Raw genomic sequence first — 18815 nt, 5'->3', positions numbered from 1 at the left:
GAAATCCATTCAACAGGAATATTCTTCCTAAATGAGTCAATAGACTCGGAGAGTTGAAATTCAGCAGTAGCTTGAAGTTCTAAAGAAAATTCAGACATAAAAAATCGGTCCCAGATACATATCTGGGACCGATTATGAAGACTATTAAGGATCGTTCAAGAGTCTTAAACGATCGGCATTAAGCATCAGTGCTTCGCTTTTTTGTAGGAATCAATCTTGCCTGATTCAATTTAGTGACGGCAGCAGGGGCTAGCTGTTGTACTGCTCGCACGCCAACATCGTGTTTTCAATCAAACTTGCAACAGTCATCGGACCGACGCCACCCGGGACTGGTGTAATAAAACTCGCGTTTTCTTTTGCCACATCGTATTCCACATCGCCAATCAATTTACCTGAGTCTAGACGGTTGATACCGACATCAACGACGACCGCGCCTTTTTTAATCCAAGCGCCCGGAATAAAGTTTGGTTTTCCTACCGCAACAACAACGATATCCGCTTGCCTTACATGGTGTTCTAGATCCTTAGTGAATCGATGGCACGTCGTTGTCGTGCAGCCTGCAAGCAGCAGCTCAAGAGTCATCGGTCGACCTACAATGTTCGATGCCCCAACAATAACGGCATGCTTACCATGCGTCTCGATGTTATAGCGATCCAATAAAGTAATGATGCCTTTTGGCGTACAAGAGCGTAACTTAGGGATGCGCTGGCACAAGCGACCCACATTGTACGGGTGGAAACCATCTACATCTTTATGCGGTGTAATGTGTTCTAAAACCTTAGTGCTGTCGATGCCTGCCGGAAGAGGAAGTTGAACAAGAATACCGTCGATTTCACCGTCTTGGTTCAATTCATCGACCAAAGCGAGTAATTCTTCTTCTGAAGTAGTGGAAGGAAGGTCAAAAGACTTAGAAACAAAACCGACTTCTTCACAGGCTTTACGCTTGCTGCCTACGTAAACCTGAGAGGCTGGATCTTCTCCAACCAAAACCACAGCAAGGCCTGGTGCGCGTAGCCCTGCATCAGTACGTGCTTTCACACGTGCTGCAACTTCTGAACGAACAGTTTGAGAAATGAGTTTGCCATCAATATTTTGAGCAGACATGGTATTCCTTGAGGTTATGGGGCTGAATTTTTGGCGTATTGTCGCAAAAAAAAATGACAATATCCATTAAGCAAACGATTGCTAGTGGGGCTCTCGCTGTGTTTTTCTCCATTCCGGCTTTTTTTTGGTCATTCGAATCAGAATGTTAGATAAATTCGTTGACCTTGTTCAATCATCTCGTATAATCCTCTTCCTGTAGCGCGCCCTTAGCTCAGCTGGATAGAGCACGTCCCTTCTAAGGATGTGGTCGAAGGTTCGAATCCTTCAGGGCGTGCCATTATTTTAGGCGTTAGCAAGTATTGACTTGCTAACGCCTTTTTCGTTTCTGGGCATCGGGCTTATCACTCAGCTGATGACTCAAAGTTGTTACGTCTAATCTACCTTTACGCCGCGTTTTTATTGCCAGTTGGTTTGCACTGACTTCTTGCCAGTTTGTTCTTCGAAACCTGAATATGTGCCAGTGCAACATGGTATCCCAGCAAGTTTAGCCTGTTGTATGCATTTCTTAGGTTTACCTTTGAAAATCAGGTAACTTCATGAAGAACGAGTCGGTAAGTCTAAGTTTTAAGCAATTTACCGATTTGGAATTTACATTCAAATCTTGATTTATCACTAAATATTCATATCGAGCAGAAAGTGGCGAAATAACGATCTTGAGTTAAAAGTTCTCTCCGATCATTATATGCACCATTGTTCATTTTATGGTGTGTATTTATATGGGAAAACCTGCCGCAACGGTCACTTCTGCACACGTCTGTCCTAAAGTTACGGGAAAAATTCCTCATGTTGGAGGGCCTGTGGTCAGTGGCTCAGGCAATGTGCTGATTGGTGGCTTACCTGCCGCTCGAAAAGGTGACACTTTAGTCTGCATTGGACCACCGGACACTATCAAACAAGGCTCTGGCTCGGTGTTTATTAATGGCAAACCTGCCGCACGCATGGGGGATGGTACCGGCCACGGCGGCAAGATAGTCGTAGGTAATCCAACGGTCTTGATTGGCGACCGTTATCGTGCCCCTAAGCAACCACCACCAAAAACCTTTGAGCAAGCCAAAGCACGGTTGAAAGAAGCCAAGAAATACGTTGAAGCCGCAAGAGAAGGTGAGGCAACCTTGCCCGGTTCTGCGTATTCTACGGCTGATAAGCGCGACATCGTGGCGAAAGGGTTAGATGAACCTTTACTGGTCAGAACCATTGAAACACAATACGCGGGGGATGAGGGTCACTTGGGGTACGTGCCAAAAGGAGCCAGCACTACGCGTTACTGGACGACCACCTTTACTCAAGCCGAGCATGGCGACACGGACCCCGAAGCATTATGTCAAGCTGTGGGTATTGACTACGATCCAAACGCCAAATACACCATGGTGTTGATTGACCATCAAAAAGCCGATGAGCTGGGTGATATGCACAGCTTTATTCCAACATACGACAAGATGAGTGAATTCACAAAAACAGAGTTGGCAACAGAATTTGAAGAGAGCCAAGAATACGTTGCCCCGTGCCTGACTCCGGAATTCAGCCAGTATTACGAACAGGTCATTGAGTCGGCGAAGGAAGATGGGACTCAACTTAACAAACAGAAAGAGTTTTTGGATTACTGCCAGGAGTTGGGTTTTACCGACAGCCAAGCCGATACCCTCCGAACGCGTCACCAAATGGCGCAAGGTTTGGGAGCCAATGAACATTTTCTGGGTAATGGTGTCACCAAAGACATCAGCGTGGATTATGCGAACACGCCGTTCGGGGAGATGGATGATGACATCGACTACGGTCCTTGTGAGACCTTCACTTGGGATAAAAACCCACAAACGTTGGGCAAGTTAGAGCAAGAGGGGGCGATTTTGCGCCTTCATTTAAGCAACAATAAGGATAAATCATGACACTATTTCCAGAGATTGACCCGCTCACGGTCGCACAGCACCCCAACCTTGTTGCGACGCTCTCTGATGAAACGGATATTGGCAATACATTTTACTTTTTGATTCAAGACGGCTACCTCATCATTGCTGACACCAAATATTTCACGAACAAGCGCACAGGTAAGAGTAAGTGGCTGCATTACCAAATCGAATTCCCTAAACAGGGCATGCGTTGGTTCTTAGACACGATGGAAGGCAAATTTTTTAAAACCGAAGCGGAAGGCGGGTTACCCAAAGGCATCTTTAATGACATTGGTACGGTTGACGGGGAGCGATTGAAACTGAGGCGCGCCTTTAATGCCGATGGCAATAATGGTGGCGGTTATGCGTTTGTTACCTTAGACAGAAAAGAAAAAAACAGTACGTGGTCAAAGTCCTACACCTTTACCGATGCCCTGCTGTTTGACCATGGCTTGATTGATGTAATGAAAGATATCGCCCATAAAGTGGATATGGGGCAGCTGTAGCCATACTGTACGTTTCAATCTTTGATTTCTTAAAAAGGTACCTTCGCAATAGCGAGAGTACCTTAATTACCTTTTGTTTTTATTCGTATCAATTAAAATAACGCGAATGCAACTGCACGAATTATAGAAATATCAGAGATTACCAACCATGTCAGAGAACACCAGCCAAGTTTCCAACCTACAAGAACAAGTGAACAACGCAGTATGGGCGGCTTGCGACACCTTCCGTGGCACCATTAGTGCCGATACCTACAAAGACTTCATTCTTACCATGCTCTTCCTGAAATACATTTCGGATGTTTGGCAGGATCATTACGACAACTACAAGGCTGAATACGGCGATGAGCCAGAGCTGATTGAAGAAATGATGAACAGTGAACGTTTTCAATTGCCGATGGTAGACATCACCGACGATGAAGACAACGTCATCGAAACCTTCAGAGCCAACTTTTACAGCCTGTATGAGCGCAGGCATCTGGCAGGCAACGGCACTCGTATCGATCAAGTATTGCACGCCATTGAAGAAGACAATGGTTCCAAGCTAAAAAATGTCTTCCAGGACATCACTTATAACACCGACAAACTGGGCGATGAAAAACAAAAAAACGAATTACTGCGCCATTTGCTGGAAGATTTTGGCAAAGAAATCCTCAACCTGAAACCCAGCCGAGTCGGTAACCTCGATATTATTGGTAATGCCTACGAATACCTAATCAAACACTTTGCGGCTGGCAGCGGAAAAACCGCGGGCGAATTCTATACACCGCCGGAAGTCTCTGACTTGCTATCCATTTTGCTCGACCCTCAGCCGGGCGATACCATCTGTGACCCAGCCTGCGGGTCTGCCTCTTTGCTATTGAAATGCGGTAACCATATTAGAAGGCGCTTTGAAGGTTCAAAGAACTACGCGTTATATGGACAGGAGTCCATCAACTCCACTTGGGCGCTGGCGAAAATGAACATGTTCCTGCATGGGGAAGACAACCACCGTATTGAATGGGGCGACACCATCCGCAACCCCAAGTTAAAAGTGAGTGGGAAAGAAGAACTGTTAGAGTTTGATGTGGTGACCGCCAACCCGCCGTTTTCTTTGGATAAGTGGGGGCATGAAAACGCCAATGATGATATTTACCACCGTTTTGAAAGAGGAACCCCACCTAAAACCAAAGGCGACTACGCGTTTATTTTGCACATGATTGAAACCATGAACCCCGCCTCTACTTCAAGCAAAGGGGCGCGCATGGGTGTGGTGGTGCCACATGGTGTGCTATTCCGTGCGTCGGCAGAAGGCAAAATTCGCCAAAAGCTGATTGAAGAAAACCTGCTGGATGCGGTGATCGGCTTACCGGAAAAACTGTTTTTTGGTACGGGTATTCCCGCGGCAATTCTGATCTTTAAGCGACACAAGCAAGACAACAACGTGCTGTTTATAGATGCCTCGCGTGAGTTTAAATCGGGTAAAAACCAAAACCTGTTAACAGACGACAATATCCAGAAAATTGTCGATACCTACAACGCCAGAAAAACCGTGGATAAATACGCGTACCTCGCCACGCCTGAAGAGATAGCTGAAAACGACTTTAACCTGAACATTCCACGCTATGTCGATACCTTTGAAGAAGAGGAAGAAATCGATCTTGTCGCCGTTCGTACAGAACGCCTGGCGCTGCAAGGCGAGCTCGCCGAGCTAGAAAAAGAGATGGCGGGTTACCTAAGGGAGTTGGGTTATGGTGCCTAGTGGGTGGGAACGTAAACCTTTAATAAAAGTTGCTGATGTTAGAACAGGTGCAGCCAAAGGAAAAAAGGGGTTAAAAGATCCCATTGAAGTCCCGTACCTAAGAGTCGCTAATGTTCAAGACGGTTACATCGATCTATCTGAAGTGAAAACAATACAAATCGAACGTCATCATTTAGAAAGATATTCTTTGCAAGCTGGAGATGTCTTGATGACCGAAGGAGGGGATTTCGATAAACTCGGGCGTGGGGACGTATGGAAAGGGCAGATAGAACCTTGCTTAAATCAGAATCATGTTTTTGCTGTTCGCGTAGATCAAAGCGTCCTAATTCCTTCTTTTTTGGCAGCTTTATCAGGTAGCCATTATGGCAAGACATACTTTTTGAGTTGTGCAAAACGTAGTACTAATTTAGCTAGTATAAATTCCACTCAGTTAAAGGAATTTCCGGTTCTTATCCCCCCACTCCCAGAACAACGAAAAATCGCCAAAATCCTATCCACTTGGGATAAAGCCATTGCCAAAACCGAAAAGCTGATTGAAACCAGCAAACAGCAGAAAAAAGCGCTGATGCAACAGTTGTTAACGGGCAAAAAGCGTCTGGTGAATCCTGAGACTGGGAAGGCTTTTGAGGGGGAGTGGGAAGAGGTTAAGTTAAGAGAACTTGGTCACACATTTAATGGATTAACAGGAAAAACTAAGGAAGACTTTGGAGATGGGGCAAAATATATCCCCTATATCAATATTTTTAACAATTCATCTGTAAGAATTGATCAACTTGATAAGGTGAAGATCAATCGTGATGAAAAGCAAAATGTAGTTAAGTACGGTGATGTTTTTTTCACAACTTCTTCAGAAACGCCTGAAGAAGTCGGTATGTCTTCTGTAATACTGGTAGTACCTAGCGAATCTATTTACCTTAATTCATTCTGCTTCGGTTTCAGACCTAATAATTTAGATAAAACTGTACCTGAGTTTATGCAGTTCTTGCTTAGAGCTAACCAAGTTAGAAGATCTATATCTGTATTAGCTCAAGGGGCTACGCGCTACAACTTATCGAAGATTCAGCTATTAAAAATAAGCGTAAATCTTCCAAACACTAATGAACAGCAAAAAATCGCCTCTGTCCTCACCGCTGCCGATAAAGAAATCGAAACTCTGGAAACCAAACTCGCGCACTTTAAACAAGAAAAGAAGGCACTGATGCAGCAGCTATTAACGGGCAAGCGCCGAGTGAAAGTGGATGAATTGGAGGAGGTGTCATGAATACCAAACGCCCTCGTACTATTCAGATATTTTTGCCCAGTGGTGACCCTTCGGGTATTCGTATTGCAGAACAAACCACATCGATTATTCGCGTTATTGAAGTGCCTCGCAGCAACATTGCCGACTTTGTTAATATGCCGGAAGCCAAACAAGTGGGGTTGTATTTTCTTGTTTCTGGTGACAACAAAGAGGAGTGCTATATCGGGCAGTCGAGTGAAGTGGGTGCCAGGTTAATGCAACATCACCGAGACGAAAATAAAGACTGGGAGCGAGCACTGGTGCTGGTTTCACTCACCAACAACCTCATGCAATCCCATGTGTCGTATCTGGAATCACTGTCCATTGAAAAAGCCAGAACGTGTCAGCGCTATGACCTGCTTAACCGCAATGGTGGTCAGAATACTCACACGACTATTCCATTGAAAGCGGACTGCGATGAAATTCATGATGTGGGCAGTTTGCTGTTAGCGACATTGGGCTACCCCATATTTGAACCCCTTACGGAACAAACAAAAACCAAAGCCGAGCAAACCTTTGTGTGTAACCGAGCAGGCGTAAACGCCAAAGGAATTTACACCAACGAAGGCATGGTGGTGCTAAAAGGTTCATCCGCACCCATGACAACAAAAAGAAAAACCGACCAACGGTTTTACGATAAACGCGACGCATTGCTAGATAAAGGGATTGTATCGACCGAAGGCAACCGTTTTGTGTTTCAGCGCGACTACTTGTTTCGCACGCCAAGCGGCGCGTCTATGTGTTTGTTGCTAGGCACCTCAAACGGATGGGTAGACTGGAAAACCGAGCAAGGCGTGACGTTGCACGACCATCAGGGGCGCACGCTGGAGACAGGCGTTTTATCCTCTGGCGAAGCGTGTTAAGTGGGCGACGAATTTGAATAGGAAATAGCGTAATGAGCGATAAAACGCCTCAAGGTGAACAAACGGCTTTGCTTGCCAATATCCGACAATTGCTCGCTCAGGGGCGAAAGCAGGTTGCCGTTGCCGTCAATACCGCCATGGTGCAAACCTATTGGGAAATTGGTCGGCTGATAGTGGAGGATGAGCAGCAAGGGCAGGCACGCGCAGAGTACGGAAAACAGGTACTTAAGCACCTCTCCGTCTCACTCACTCAAGAGTTTGGTAAGGGGTTTGATGCGTCTAACCTACGAAATATGCGTTTGTTTTATCTCGCTTTTCCGAATCGTGACGCACTGCGTCACAATTTATCGTGGACACATTATCGCACGCTCACACGAATTGAAAATGAGCAAGCTCGCCATTGGTACATGAACGAAGCCATTGATCAAGGGTGGTCGGCAAGAGCACTAGACAGGCAAATAGGCGCACTCTATTACGAACGCTTACTGGCAACCCAAGCCAAACAGCAGGATATTCAGCCTGTCCTTGATGAAGCGGAACAGAAAACATCTGAGCTTGCGGTTACCGCCAAAGACTATTTAAGAGATCCTTACATCTTTGATTTCCTTGGGCTACCAAGTGGCACACTGCAAGAAAGTGAACTGGAGCAAGCACTCATCGACAATTTGCAAAAGTTCTTGTTGGAGCTGGGCAAAGGGTTTGCTTTTGTTGAAAGGCAGCAAAGGATCTCAACCGACGATGGCGACTACTACATCGATTTGGTGTTTTACAACTTTCACCTAAAGTGCTTTTTGCTTATCGACCTAAAAATGCACAAGCTGACTCATCAAGATGTTGGGCAAATGGACATGTATGTGCGCATGTACGAAGAAAAGAAACGCCAGAAAGACGATAACCCAACCATTGGTTTGATTTTATGCACTGAAAATAACCATACCGTGGCGAAATATTCCGTGCTTAACGACAGCGAACATCTCTTTGCTTCCAAATATATGCTGGAACTTCCAACCGAAGAAGAACTGCGCCAGCAACTCGAAAAAGAGCGCCAACATCTATTGGCACAAGTCTCAAATAATAAGGATAAAGGCTGATGTTGCCCAATTTCCGTGAAGAGCAGAGCGCTAAAATTCCGGCGCTCGCTCTTCTTACCCAATTAAACTACACCTTTATTCCACCCTCTCAATGCAATGCGATAAGAGGGAATCGTTCTACCGTCATCCTTCCCGATATTTTGCGCCGAGCTCTGCAAGAGAAAACCTACCTGTTTATGGGTGAAAAGCGCAAACTTCAGCCAGCCTCTATCGATAAGATAATCCATGAACTGACACCTGCCATGAACCTAGGGTTAAAGGAGGCAAATGAAAAGCTCTACGATACGCTGACTTATGGTATCGGGGTAACGGAGTTTGTTGGCGGCAAGAAAGCCAGCCCAACCATCCAGATCATCGACTGGACAAACCCGAGCAATAACCATTACCACTTTACCGAGGAATTTGATGTAACCAACTCGCATGGTACAGGCAAACGCACCCCCGATATTGTTTGCTTTGTTAACGGGCTTCCGTGGGTGGTGATTGAAGCCAAGCGTCCCGATTCTTCCCACTCAGGTAAACCAACGGTCGCGGAAGGGATTTCTCAGAACCTTCGCAACCAAAAGAGTGATGAAATTCCCCATCTTTTTGCTTACAGCCAGCTTTTGTTATCTGTGAACGGTTTGGAGGGGCGTTATGGCACCTGTGGTACGCCATCCAAGTTTTGGGCTAAGTGGAAAGAAGAAGCGATAGCCGAAGCCGAATTTCATCAACTAAAGAACACTGCGCTGACCGAATCGCAGCTCGATCGTCTCTTTGATCACCGATCTGAAGAAGTGAAGGACGAATACTTACGTTTAATCCGTGGCGGGGCGCTGCAAGTCACCGATCAAGATAGGTTGTTGGTGTCATTACTGCGCCATGATCGGTTATTAGAAATGACGCGTCTATACACGCTCTTTGACAAGAAAGTCGGCAAGGTGGTGGCGCGCTATCAGCAGGTTTTTGGTATTAAAGCACTTATAGAACGCGTGACGTCGTTCGATGACACCTTACCCGGTAAGCGAAAAGGCGCTCGAAATGGCGGCGTTATCTGGCATACGACGGGTTCTGGTAAATCCTTCACCATGGTGTTTTTGTCTAAAGCACTTATCTGGTTTAAAGAACTCGCCAAATGTCGAGTGGTGGTGGTGACCGACCGCGTGGATTTAGAATCGCAATTATCGCGTACCTTTACCTCTGGCGGCGCGCTATCAGAAGTCGACAAAAAGTCTGCCATAGCCACCACTGGGAGCCATCTTGCCAAACAAATCGGCAAAGGAAATGAGCGCATTATCTTTTCGATTGTGGATAAATTCCGTACCGCGATAACACAGCCCGATTGTTACAACGAAAGTGCTGATATTATTGTTTTGGTGGATGAAGGGCACCGTAGCCAGAACGGTGAGAACAACATCCGCATGCAGCAAATGCTTCCGAAAGCCGCTTACATTGCCTTTACCGGTACACCTTTGCTGAAAGGAGACAAAACCGAAGGTAAATTTGGTCAAATCATTCATTCTTATACCATGCAGCAAGCGGTGGAAGACAAAACGGTTTCTCCTCTGTTGTATGAAGAGAGAAAGCCGGATTTAAGCACCAATGACAAAGCGATTGATGCCTGGTTTGATCGCATGACGGAAAAGCTGACGGAATCGCAGAAAACCGATCTTAAAAGAAAGTTCTCTCAGAAAGGTCAGATATACCAAACCGAAGGTCGCCTGGAACTCATTGCTCATGATATTTCCGACCATTTTCAGAACTTCAAACAACAAGGTTTAAAAGGGCAGCTCGCCTGCCGTAACAAGACCACAGCGATCAAGTACAAACAATTTCTAGATGACATTGGAAAGGTAACGTCTACGGTGGTGATGTCGCCGCCAGACACAAGGGAAGCCCATAACTCTGTTGAGGATGAAGATACGCCGATTGTTCAACGCTGGTGGAAAGAGAATGTGGGCAGTGAAGACGAGAAAAAGTACACCGATCGCCAGATAAACGCGTTTGCTCAGGATGACGGTCCAGATTTGATGATCGTAGTGAGTAAGCTGTTGACGGGCTTTGATGAACCCAAAAACACGGTGTTGTACATTGATCGCTCATTAAAAAAACACAATTTGATTCAAGCCATAGCGCGGGTCAATCGCCTTCATGAAAAGAAACAGTTTGGTTATTTGATTGATTACTATGGTGTATTAACGGAGCTGGATACCACCATCGAGAGCTACCAGCAATTAGCGGAAAGAACTCAAGGTGGCTACGACATCGAAGACATCAAAGGCTTGTATCACAGCATGGATACGGAGTACAAAAAGCTTCCTAGCCTATATAAACAGCTTTGGTCATTTTTTAGTGAGGTAGAAAATACGGGCGATTTTCCAGCATTGCTCAGCGTTTTCACGCCGCGTATCGAACTGATTGACGGACAGTTAACCGATTTGAACTTGAAGAAGCGTGCCGATTTTTACATCGCACTGACGGAGTTTGCCAATTGCATGAAGGTGGCGCTTCAGTCTGCCACGTATTTTGAAGACAAACGTTTCGATGCTATTGACCCAGAGACTAAGCTGAGCAAGCGCGATCTTTACAAGCAGACTCTTAAGCGGATGTCAGATTTGAGAAAAATCGTGCGTCAGGAAGCGGAAGAAACCGTGGATTATGATGAGTACTCTGAAAGCATTCGCACTATGCTCGATAAACACATTGGTGGGGTAGAGATCCAAGAAGCGAAAGGGGCGTATTTGGTAGGAAATATGGGGGAGCGAAAAGACCCTAAAAAGATGTCTACCCAAGAAGCGCGAAACCAAAAGGATGTCATCACGGGGCGTATCCGAAAAACCATTGATCAAGACCTTGAAGATGATCCTTACGCCAAGGAATATTTCTCCAAGTTACTCAAGCAGGCAATCGAGCAGACAAAAGAGATGTTTGACGCGCCCATAAAGCAGTACCTCCTATTTGCAGATTTAGAGCAGCAAATAAAAGAGCGAAATATTGAGACGATACCAGACGCCCTTTTTTCAGATTTACCCCCCAAAACCAAACGATATGCCAAGGCGTATTACGGTTTATTTATCGGTGAATTAGAAGGGGAAAATACGTTATCGGAACAAGAGCAATTGGCGTATGCAATACAGATTGATGCGGTAGTCACCAAAGCGGTGGCAGAGTTTTCAATTAACCCCAGTGAGATAGAAAATCAGATTCGCAGGGCGCTTCTGCCCACCTTATTCAAAGCGATTGGAATGGACAAGGCAAAAGCGGTGATCGAAGAAGTCATCAAGATCACTCGTTTAGGGGGTAACGGTTATGGGGCAAGCAGGGCTTCATCGTGACGGCAATTTCTTCAAAGGAAACAGACAGCGAAGTGTACAGCTTTGTTTATGGTGATGAAGCGATCGGCTATGAAGTGGTTCGCAGAGCGGTTCAATCTCAGCCAAAGCGCAAAGTGACCATTAGCATAGAACCCAGTTGTGAAGTGATTGTTTTTGCTCCAGAGGATGCCTTGAGAGGCGATATCCACGATGCGGTAATGAAGAGAGCGTCGTGGATATATCAAAACCTGAAAGCGTTTCGAACCCATCAGGAGTATGTGCAGAAAAAGCAGTACATTAGCGGCGAGATGCTTTTTTATCTTGGAAAGCGTTACGTTCTCAAGGTTATTGAAGACGGCGATTCCATTGCCAGCGCTAAGATGATGACTGGAAAACTGCAAGTTACATTGCCACGGTTCAATGATAACAAAACAGCTATGGTGAAAGCTTTAGTTCGAAATTGGTATAGAGTCCGCGCCGAAAAAGTGTTTCACCAGAGGCTGGCTGTGCTTTTACCAAAAGCGACATGGGTTGAGGGTATGCCTAGTTTTCGTGTCATGTTGATGCAAAAGCAGTGGGGCAGTTGCTCTGCCAAGGGGAACCTCATGCTAAACCCTCACCTTATTAAAGCGCCACGAAATTGTATCGATTACGTCATTTTGCATGAACTTTGCCATATCGCCGAGCATAACCATAGTGAGAGATTCTGGCGTTTGCTTACAAGCATTATGCCTAATTGGAAAGAAGTGAAAGTACAGCTTGATGGTATGGCTGAGCTTTACTTGAGTGAGTAGTGGTAAGGGTATAATTACAATCCGTTAATACCTTCAATGCTACTCTTTACCTAATGTTGTTTATTTATCCTGAGCTCATGTTATTTAGGAACGTGTATTTATGACATTTCAATCAAACGCTCAAATTCACCTCCGGTGCGTATTTCCACGATACATTCACAACCTATATTCAAAATCGTAACCAATCCGCCATGGATGTGTGCCTAGATCTGATGAGTCAATCCCCGCAGTGGGTGAATACACTGATGGATCTCCGTAACCGAATTGTGAGTGTCTTTGGGTTGAAAAACTTGGGGAGGATGCGTGACCTTCAGAGTAATAAAGAGGCGGCTGACTACCGTGTGGGTGATCGAGTGGGTATTTTTACATTGCACTCCATTAATCAGCAAGAAGTGATTCTAGAGGATGACGACAAGCACCTTAACGTCAAAGTCTCTTTCTATCTGGAAGCGCAAAGGGACAACATTCAGGTTCACGCGACGACGGTTGTCCACGTTTACAACAACCTTGGGCGCGTCTACATGCTGTTTGTTACGCCTGTGCATAAGATCATTGTGCCGTCATCACTAAAAACGTTGACCTCTTGAGAGGGGCTTGTCAGTTGAGTGCGGCTTCATCACACGCTCTAGTCACTTGTGTGCTCTTTTACTCCTTCAACGTATTTTCCCATCTTGGCAACGAAAACGGCTTTAGTGAACGGTTTGGGTAAGTAATCATCCATGCCGACATCAAAGCATTTTTGAATATCGTCTTCTAACACGCTGGCTGTTAGAGCAATGATTGGGATAGGGCTTAGGTTGTGTTGACTTTCGTGCTGGCGAATTTCTTTTGTGGCATCAAACCCATTTTTTATTGGCATCATGCAGTCCATCAAAACCGCCGCAAATTGATGGGGGCCACTTTGGTAAGCATCGACGGCCTCTTGCCCGTTGTTTGCGATAAAAACGCCCAATCCTATTCTTTCTAAATTGATCTGCGCCACTTTTTGATTGACCAAGTTATCTTCTACCAACAGTATTTGAGGGGGCTCATTGGTATGGGATTCTAGTGAATAATCATGAATAGTATCGGGAACATGCTGATTGATACTTTCTTTTAACACCGTCAGGAGACGTAAACCGAAGAGTGGGGCGGTTAGGTATCCGTCCACTAAATGTTCAAAATTGTAATGTTTTTGGTGGTTATCCCTGACTAAAACAATGGGTAATTCTGGGTGTGTTGAGTGAATCTGTGTCAGTAAAGCACGAGTGGTTTCTTCATCGATTTGATGACAGAGTATCACGCTATTTTCAGGCATATCTTGCTCACTGTTTTCCATGTCGTATGGTGAATATGAGACACCAAAATGCTTGAGTTCACCGCAAATCGTGGCGTCTTCCTCTATATTAATGAGGAAAACAGTAGGTAGGATGCTGATAGGCACTTGATGAGCCGATTCAATAGGACAGGTGATTTCAAATTTGAACTCACAACCTTTCCCTTTTTGGGATATTAGCGTCAGTTTGCCTCCCATCAGTTCGACAATTTTGTCGCTGATGGCTAACCCAAGCCCCGTGCCGCCAAATTCTTTTGACGTGTCTGACGTTTCTTGTTCGAAAGCTTGAAAAATCTTTTTCTGTTGGGACACATCAATTCCGATACCAGTATCAATCACTTGGAACAACAGCGTAATACTTCCAGGTTCCATAGAGCGGCTAGACAAAATGAGAGATACGGAGCCTTCTTTGGTGAACTTGATTGCATTTGAAGCGAGATTCATCATCACCTGACGCAGCTTGTATTCGTCTAATTTGACGAGCTCAGGAATAGACGTCGAAACATCGACGTTCAATCGAATGCCTGATTGATGAGATTTGGGCGCGATGAGGGCTGCCGTATCGTAAATGACTTCTCTTACATTTGAAGTGTGTGGTGAAATCTGAAGTTTTCCAGATTCAATTTTAGACAGATCTAACACGTCGTTGATGAGCATGAGGAGGGTTTGCGACGACGAGTCAATGGTTTTGAGATAATCTTTTTGAATGGCGGAAAGGTGTGTGCCTTTTAGTATTTCAGCCATACCGATGATGCCATTCAAGGGGGTTCGAATTTCATGAGACATATTGGCTAAGAAAGAACTCTTGGCTCGGTTGGCTTTCTTTGCTTCTTTCACTGAAAATTTAAGCATGCCCTCTATTTTTGAAGCGTTTAAAACAAGAATAAGAAGCAAAATGATGGTCACGGAAAGTATGGCAATGAAGAGGAAGAAACGGTAGGTCGCGATACTGCTTTCTGACGAGCTGATGGCTTCACCTACGTGCTCACTTAATTCAAGAAAGTTGGCTTCAATGGTATGCGCATTTTTACGGAGATCACCGTGTTGACCTAGTGTTTCGTCTAGCCCTAAAACACGAAGGCTAAATAGCAAGTCGTGCATTTGCTCAGATGTTTGTTCAAGTAAAGCGATGGCATAGACATTTGCTTTATCGGGCGATAACTCCTCCTTTAGTACAGTTAAGCGGTCAATAACGGTTTTTTTCTCTGATATGTCTTTTTTAAAGAGCCCTTTAAGAAGCATGTTTTCGAGTTGCAAAAGGAAGATTTGGTTTGCGTCCATTTCAAGCGCAAGATACTCCGCTTCTGTGATTGGTTTGATGTTTTGGGGCGATTTTGTTAATTCCAATCTGAGTTGAGCAATATTGATCAGCAACTTATCAACCAGCCCAGATGTTGGTTTGTAAATGTTCATATAAGTCACAGACAGTGCGTTAAATCTGTCTTTATATCGTTCAACTGACGTCAGGGTTCTTTGAATGTCGTTTCGAGCATTGATGTCTGCTTGGGCGCTTAGGAGATAAATGCCATTGAGTGTTTCCGTTAATTTCGCAATCTCGGATTCAAATTGTTCCGTGTATTTGTCAGACTTTCTCGCGAGGAAATCTTTTTCATGGCGGCGTAATTGAAGCAGAGAAGTATGTGCTTTGGTGATATCGTAACGAATGGTATTTAAAACGTCTTGCTGCGTATTAAAGTATCCGTTAGCTAATACCCACACTATAAATAGGGCAAAAATAGTCGCAATTGAAAATGCGATCTGCCCCTTAATTGAATTCGAAAGTACCTTTATGATCATGGGTATATACAGAAATGAAATTATCCTATTACCCTAGAAAGAATTGCGTCTTTTTAAAAGGAAAATAACGAAGTAATTGATTGAAATGTGACCGTCAAGAGACAAAAAAAGATGCTTTAAAAAAGCATCCTTTTTCGATACCCATGTAAGAGTGTTGAGCTTACATGTTGACCAGCTCTTTCGCTCGTTGATCGAGGGTTGAAGCTGATTGTTCGATCCGCTCAATGGAATGAGCCACCTTGTTGGTGAGGTCGTTAATTTGTGTCAGGCTTTCATTAATCATATTGGACACTTTGGATTGTTCATCTGTCGACTGTGCAATCTCTGAGTTCAAACTAAAAATCGTGCCTGTGGTGTTTTTGATTTTAACGAAGACCTCGCCAATTTTATCAATACTCTCTTGAGCAGTCCCCATTAAACTCGCGGCTTGGTTGATGGTGCCTCCCATCGAGTTTGTTTTCTCTTGTAAGCTTGCGATGATTTCTTCGATTTCATTTGTAGAGTCTTGAGTTCGTTGGGCTAATGAGCGAACTTCGTCTGCTACAACCGCAAACCCTCGGCCTTGCTCGCCAGCACGGGCGGCTTCGATAGCGGCGTTCAGTGCCAACAAGTTGGTTTGTTCAGCGATCGATTTGATAACGTCGAGCACACCAGACACTTGGGCACTTTCTGAAATCAAACCTTCCATGGCTTGTTGAGTGTGACCAAACTCGCTTTGAAGTGTGGTCATCGAGTCCACCGCGAGCTGCATAGACGATTGACCTTCACTGACGTTCTTGTCGTTTTGAGACGCTTCGTTTTCTGCGGTAACGGTGACATCGGTGACACGTGTTAACGCGGTCGCCATTTCTTCAACCGCAACAAGCACTGAGTTGGTTTCTTGAATGAGGGTGTCGGAGTTCATACGGCTTTCCGATACCACTCCATGTGTTTCCGCCGCAAGGTTTTGCACATGAGAGGAAATTCGGGCAGACGTTTCTTTTGTTTTATGCAACGATTCAAGCAGGTCGTTTATCTGCTTAGCTATGCCGCCTATCTCACCTGTTCCAACATGGTCAATTCGTTGGTCTAGATTACCGCTAGACGCAATGGCGCTAAGCTGATTGCTCAATGTGGTCACGGGCTTGGTTACTGCACGGTTAACCATCATGAAGCCAATAACGGATACCACAAGCATCACAGCCATCAAAGCCAGTGTGATCGAAACGGCACTTTGAAGCGCTCCAAAGTCGTTTTGAACATATTGATATGTACGTGCTTCTAATTCAGAGAAGAAACCATCAATCGGCTTCATGATCTTCGCTTTCTCTGTATGGTATTTCTTGCTATGAAGCAACTCGGCAGCCATTGCTTTGTCGGGGTCACCCTTGACGGTGTACTGACCAGAGCTTGGATCAAGGAAGATGCCTTTAACCGCATTCATGGCTTTCACTTCCAAGTTCACTAAAGCATCAGAATTGTTCTGAGCTTCTTTTAATAACGAGAACTCCTTATCGGAAAACCCAAGATCTTTCATGCGCTGTTGAATGGAGATGGTTTGACCGTCAGGCTTGGGTTTGTCGCCATAATTGATGACCAAATCCCAGTATATCTGGTGATATTTCTCAGGAAGAGGTTTGTCACCGTTACGAATGGCGAGTATGTCCATATACATTTTTTCATAATCGGCATTGCCTGTTAGCGCATAGGTTCGTGCCAGTCTTGTTAAATCATCTGAACTTTGTCTGAGCTCATCGGCAACTTGATAAGAGGCGTATCTGACTTCTGAAGTTTGTTTTAGTTTTCCAGCAGAGCTCAAGATATTGAAGCCTAATAAAAAGGTGACTATCGAAATAATAGATATGGCACCGAAAACGTAAGCCATTATTGCTCTTGTTTTCATATAGATTCCCTCTAAATTAACATAATTGCAATAAGTGTAGTTCAAGAATTTTAATAGATAGAAAAATCTGATATGGATTTTTAATCTAGTTCCAAACTGGCTGTGGGACACGAAGAAACAAGCGCTAACCAATGGATCTATTTTGCAATTTCTGATGGAGTGGTGGTGGCGTTTTTATGGTTGTTTATAGGTGCGGTGACGACTTGATTTCGCCCCAAAAGTTTTGCGCGATATAAAGCTTCATCTGCCCGCTTCAACGTGTCTGCTACCGAGTCTTCTGGCTGAAATTGTGACACACCAAGGCTGATTGTAATTTCTAGGGCGTGGTTTCTGTTATGAAGAAGTGCCAGACGAATCTTTTCAGCGATGATCTCGGCATCATCTAATGCAACGGGAAGGACCAGCAAAAACTCTTCTCCGCCATAGCGACCCACGTATGATCCTTTAGGCAAAAAATCGGCTTCAAGTATTTTCGCCAATTCAGAAAGAACGGCGTCCCCCATAAGGTGTCCGTATGAGTCATTCAGCTTCTTGAAGTGGTCGACATCGCATAACACTAAGCTAGCGTGCTCAGAGGTCTCATGCACTTGTTTTGATTTTTCTAAAATCACTCGATGGTTATATAGGTTTGTCAGGCTGTCACGCTCTGCTAAGTGTCTCAGTTTTTCGGCGTAGCGTTGGGCTCGCTTTGCTTCCATGCGGTAACGATAGACATGACCAGACATCATTACCATCAGCAAAATCATCACCGAGAAATAGGAGAATTGTTGATCAAGAAAACGAGCGCGTTCATTGGAATAATGAGTAACGAATTCAGGGAAATACGTTTCGATACTGAACAAGATTGAAGGGAGACACATCGCAAAAATAATGAATGGCCACCGCAATAAAGACATTTCGCGCAACACACTTTGAATATACAGCGCGGTGACTAAGCAATATAAAGCAGTAGGACCGTACGAACCTGAGTTAGAAAACCAAGCTATTGGTATGATAAAACCTATTAAGCAAGCGGAAAATAAAATCGCTACGATTCGATAATGACCTTTGAATCGAGAGTAATACCACATCATTGCTATTAATCCCGCAGCAAAGTACAGGATGGTTGAAAAATGCGTGGGAGTGATGTTGGCAAGCGTATTAAATACGCCAACAATCACGAGGAATATTGAGGTAAGTAAAAGAAATACGTGGTGAACGCGGTTGAATACATCTTCGCTTTCGCCAGGTACCCAACTCATGATTTGGTTTAGTTTTTTCAGCATATTAT

Annotated in this window: 12 protein-coding genes, 1 tRNA gene and 1 pseudogene; 10 read left to right on the top strand and 4 right to left on the bottom strand. The window is 44.7% G+C overall.

Features of this window, described 5'->3' with window-relative positions:
* Positions 1-249: 249 nt before the first annotated feature.
* Positions 250-1104 (bottom strand): bifunctional methylenetetrahydrofolate dehydrogenase/methenyltetrahydrofolate cyclohydrolase FolD, encoded by an 855-nt coding sequence (folD, locus tag HC752_RS13955; protein WP_190335775.1) that lies wholly within the window; start codon positions 1102-1104, stop codon positions 250-252.
* A 200-nt stretch (positions 1105-1304) separates the two neighbouring features.
* Here folD and HC752_RS13950 point away from each other — a divergent pair.
* The 10 genes and pseudogenes from HC752_RS13950 to HC752_RS13905 all read left to right on the top strand — a co-directional run bounded on the left by HC752_RS13950 (position 1305) and on the right by HC752_RS13905 (position 13138).
* Positions 1305-1381 (top strand) — tRNA-Arg (locus HC752_RS13950).
* Positions 1382-1820: 439 nt separating this feature from the next.
* Positions 1821-2105 (top strand): annotated as a pseudogene (locus tag HC752_RS25290) (PAAR domain-containing protein); the annotation flags it as partial.
* An 878-nt stretch (positions 2106-2983) separates the two neighbouring features.
* Positions 2984-3493 carry a hypothetical protein gene (locus HC752_RS13940; RefSeq protein WP_190335773.1) on the top strand — a complete coding sequence of 170 codons (510 nt, stop codon included), beginning with the start codon at positions 2984-2986 and terminating at the stop codon, positions 3491-3493.
* A gap of 148 nt (positions 3494-3641) precedes the next feature.
* Complete coding sequence (locus HC752_RS13935; RefSeq protein ID WP_190335772.1) at positions 3642-5231, top strand: type I restriction-modification system subunit M; 1590 nt, start codon at positions 3642-3644, stop codon at positions 5229-5231.
* A complete protein-coding gene (locus HC752_RS13930) occupies positions 5221-6492 on the top strand; it encodes a restriction endonuclease subunit S (RefSeq protein WP_190335771.1) in 1272 nt (423 codons plus the stop codon). The genes HC752_RS13935 and HC752_RS13930 overlap by 11 nt, the downstream gene beginning before the upstream one ends.
* Complete coding sequence (locus tag HC752_RS13925) at positions 6489-7373, top strand: GIY-YIG nuclease family protein (RefSeq protein ID WP_190335770.1); 885 nt, start codon at positions 6489-6491, stop codon at positions 7371-7373. Before HC752_RS13930 ends, HC752_RS13925 begins: the two co-directional genes overlap by 4 nt.
* A 32-nt stretch (positions 7374-7405) precedes the next feature.
* Positions 7406-8464: a PDDEXK nuclease domain-containing protein gene (locus tag HC752_RS13920; RefSeq protein WP_190335769.1), complete on the top strand. Its 1059-nt coding sequence runs from the start codon at positions 7406-7408 to the stop codon at positions 8462-8464.
* Positions 8464-11778 carry a type I restriction endonuclease subunit R gene (locus HC752_RS13915; RefSeq protein ID WP_190335768.1) on the top strand — a complete coding sequence of 1105 codons (3315 nt, stop codon included), beginning with the start codon at positions 8464-8466 and terminating at the stop codon, positions 11776-11778. The genes HC752_RS13920 and HC752_RS13915 overlap by 1 nt, the downstream gene beginning before the upstream one ends.
* The gene (locus HC752_RS13910) at positions 11775-12551 is read left to right on the top strand and encodes a YgjP-like metallopeptidase domain-containing protein (protein WP_190335767.1); all 777 of its coding nucleotides are present in this window, start codon (positions 11775-11777) and stop codon (positions 12549-12551) included. Before HC752_RS13915 ends, HC752_RS13910 begins: the two co-directional genes overlap by 4 nt.
* Positions 12552-12742: 191 nt before the next feature.
* Positions 12743-13138: a DUF2867 domain-containing protein gene (locus HC752_RS13905; RefSeq protein WP_342029478.1), complete on the top strand. Its 396-nt coding sequence runs from the start codon at positions 12743-12745 to the stop codon at positions 13136-13138.
* A gap of 38 nt (positions 13139-13176) precedes the next feature.
* Here HC752_RS13905 and HC752_RS13900 read toward each other — a convergent pair whose 3' ends face one another.
* From HC752_RS13900 to HC752_RS13890, 3 genes are all read right to left on the bottom strand, one after another.
* Positions 13177-15663 carry an ATP-binding protein gene (locus tag HC752_RS13900; protein WP_190335766.1) on the bottom strand — a complete coding sequence of 829 codons (2487 nt, stop codon included), beginning with the start codon at positions 15661-15663 and terminating at the stop codon, positions 13177-13179.
* A 160-nt stretch (positions 15664-15823) separates the two neighbouring features.
* On the bottom strand, positions 15824-17545 hold the full coding sequence (locus HC752_RS13895) for a methyl-accepting chemotaxis protein (protein WP_190335765.1): 1722 nt from the start codon (positions 17543-17545) through the stop codon (positions 15824-15826).
* Between the two features lie 137 nt (positions 17546-17682).
* Positions 17683-18810, bottom strand: a complete 1128-nt coding sequence (locus HC752_RS13890; RefSeq protein WP_190335764.1) for a GGDEF domain-containing protein — start codon at positions 18808-18810, stop codon at positions 17683-17685.
* Positions 18811-18815: the final 5 nt, after the last annotated feature.

The organism is Vibrio sp. S9_S30, assembly GCF_014694455.1.
GTDB lineage: Bacteria > Pseudomonadota > Gammaproteobacteria > Enterobacterales > Vibrionaceae > Vibrio.
Note: the sequence above shows the minus strand (reverse complement) of the source record. Positions and strands in the feature narration are given on the sequence as shown.

What these genes read in the sequence shown, in the direction of transcription:
- HC752_RS13915 (WP_190335768.1), top strand. Translation starts at nt 8,464, where the DNA reads ATGTTGCCCAATTTCCGTGAAGAGCAGAGCGCTAAAATTCCGGCGCTC.
- folD (WP_190335775.1), bottom strand. Translation starts at nt 1,104, where the DNA reads ATGTCTGCTCAAAATATTGATGGCAAACTCATTTCTCAAACTGTTCGT.
- HC752_RS13940 (WP_190335773.1), top strand. Translation starts at nt 2,984, where the DNA reads ATGACACTATTTCCAGAGATTGACCCGCTCACGGTCGCACAGCACCCC.
- HC752_RS13930 (WP_190335771.1), top strand. Translation starts at nt 5,221, where the DNA reads ATGGTGCCTAGTGGGTGGGAACGTAAACCTTTAATAAAAGTTGCTGAT.
- HC752_RS13935 (WP_190335772.1), top strand. Translation starts at nt 3,642, where the DNA reads ATGTCAGAGAACACCAGCCAAGTTTCCAACCTACAAGAACAAGTGAAC.
- HC752_RS13895 (WP_190335765.1), bottom strand. Translation starts at nt 17,545, where the DNA reads ATGAAAACAAGAGCAATAATGGCTTACGTTTTCGGTGCCATATCTATT.
- HC752_RS13890 (WP_190335764.1), bottom strand. Translation starts at nt 18,810, where the DNA reads ATGCTGAAAAAACTAAACCAAATCATGAGTTGGGTACCTGGCGAAAGC.
- HC752_RS13905 (WP_342029478.1), top strand. Translation starts at nt 12,743, where the DNA reads ATGGATGTGTGCCTAGATCTGATGAGTCAATCCCCGCAGTGGGTGAAT.
- HC752_RS13925 (WP_190335770.1), top strand. Translation starts at nt 6,489, where the DNA reads ATGAATACCAAACGCCCTCGTACTATTCAGATATTTTTGCCCAGTGGT.
- HC752_RS13920 (WP_190335769.1), top strand. Translation starts at nt 7,406, where the DNA reads ATGAGCGATAAAACGCCTCAAGGTGAACAAACGGCTTTGCTTGCCAAT.
- HC752_RS13900 (WP_190335766.1), bottom strand. Translation starts at nt 15,663, where the DNA reads ATGATCATAAAGGTACTTTCGAATTCAATTAAGGGGCAGATCGCATTT.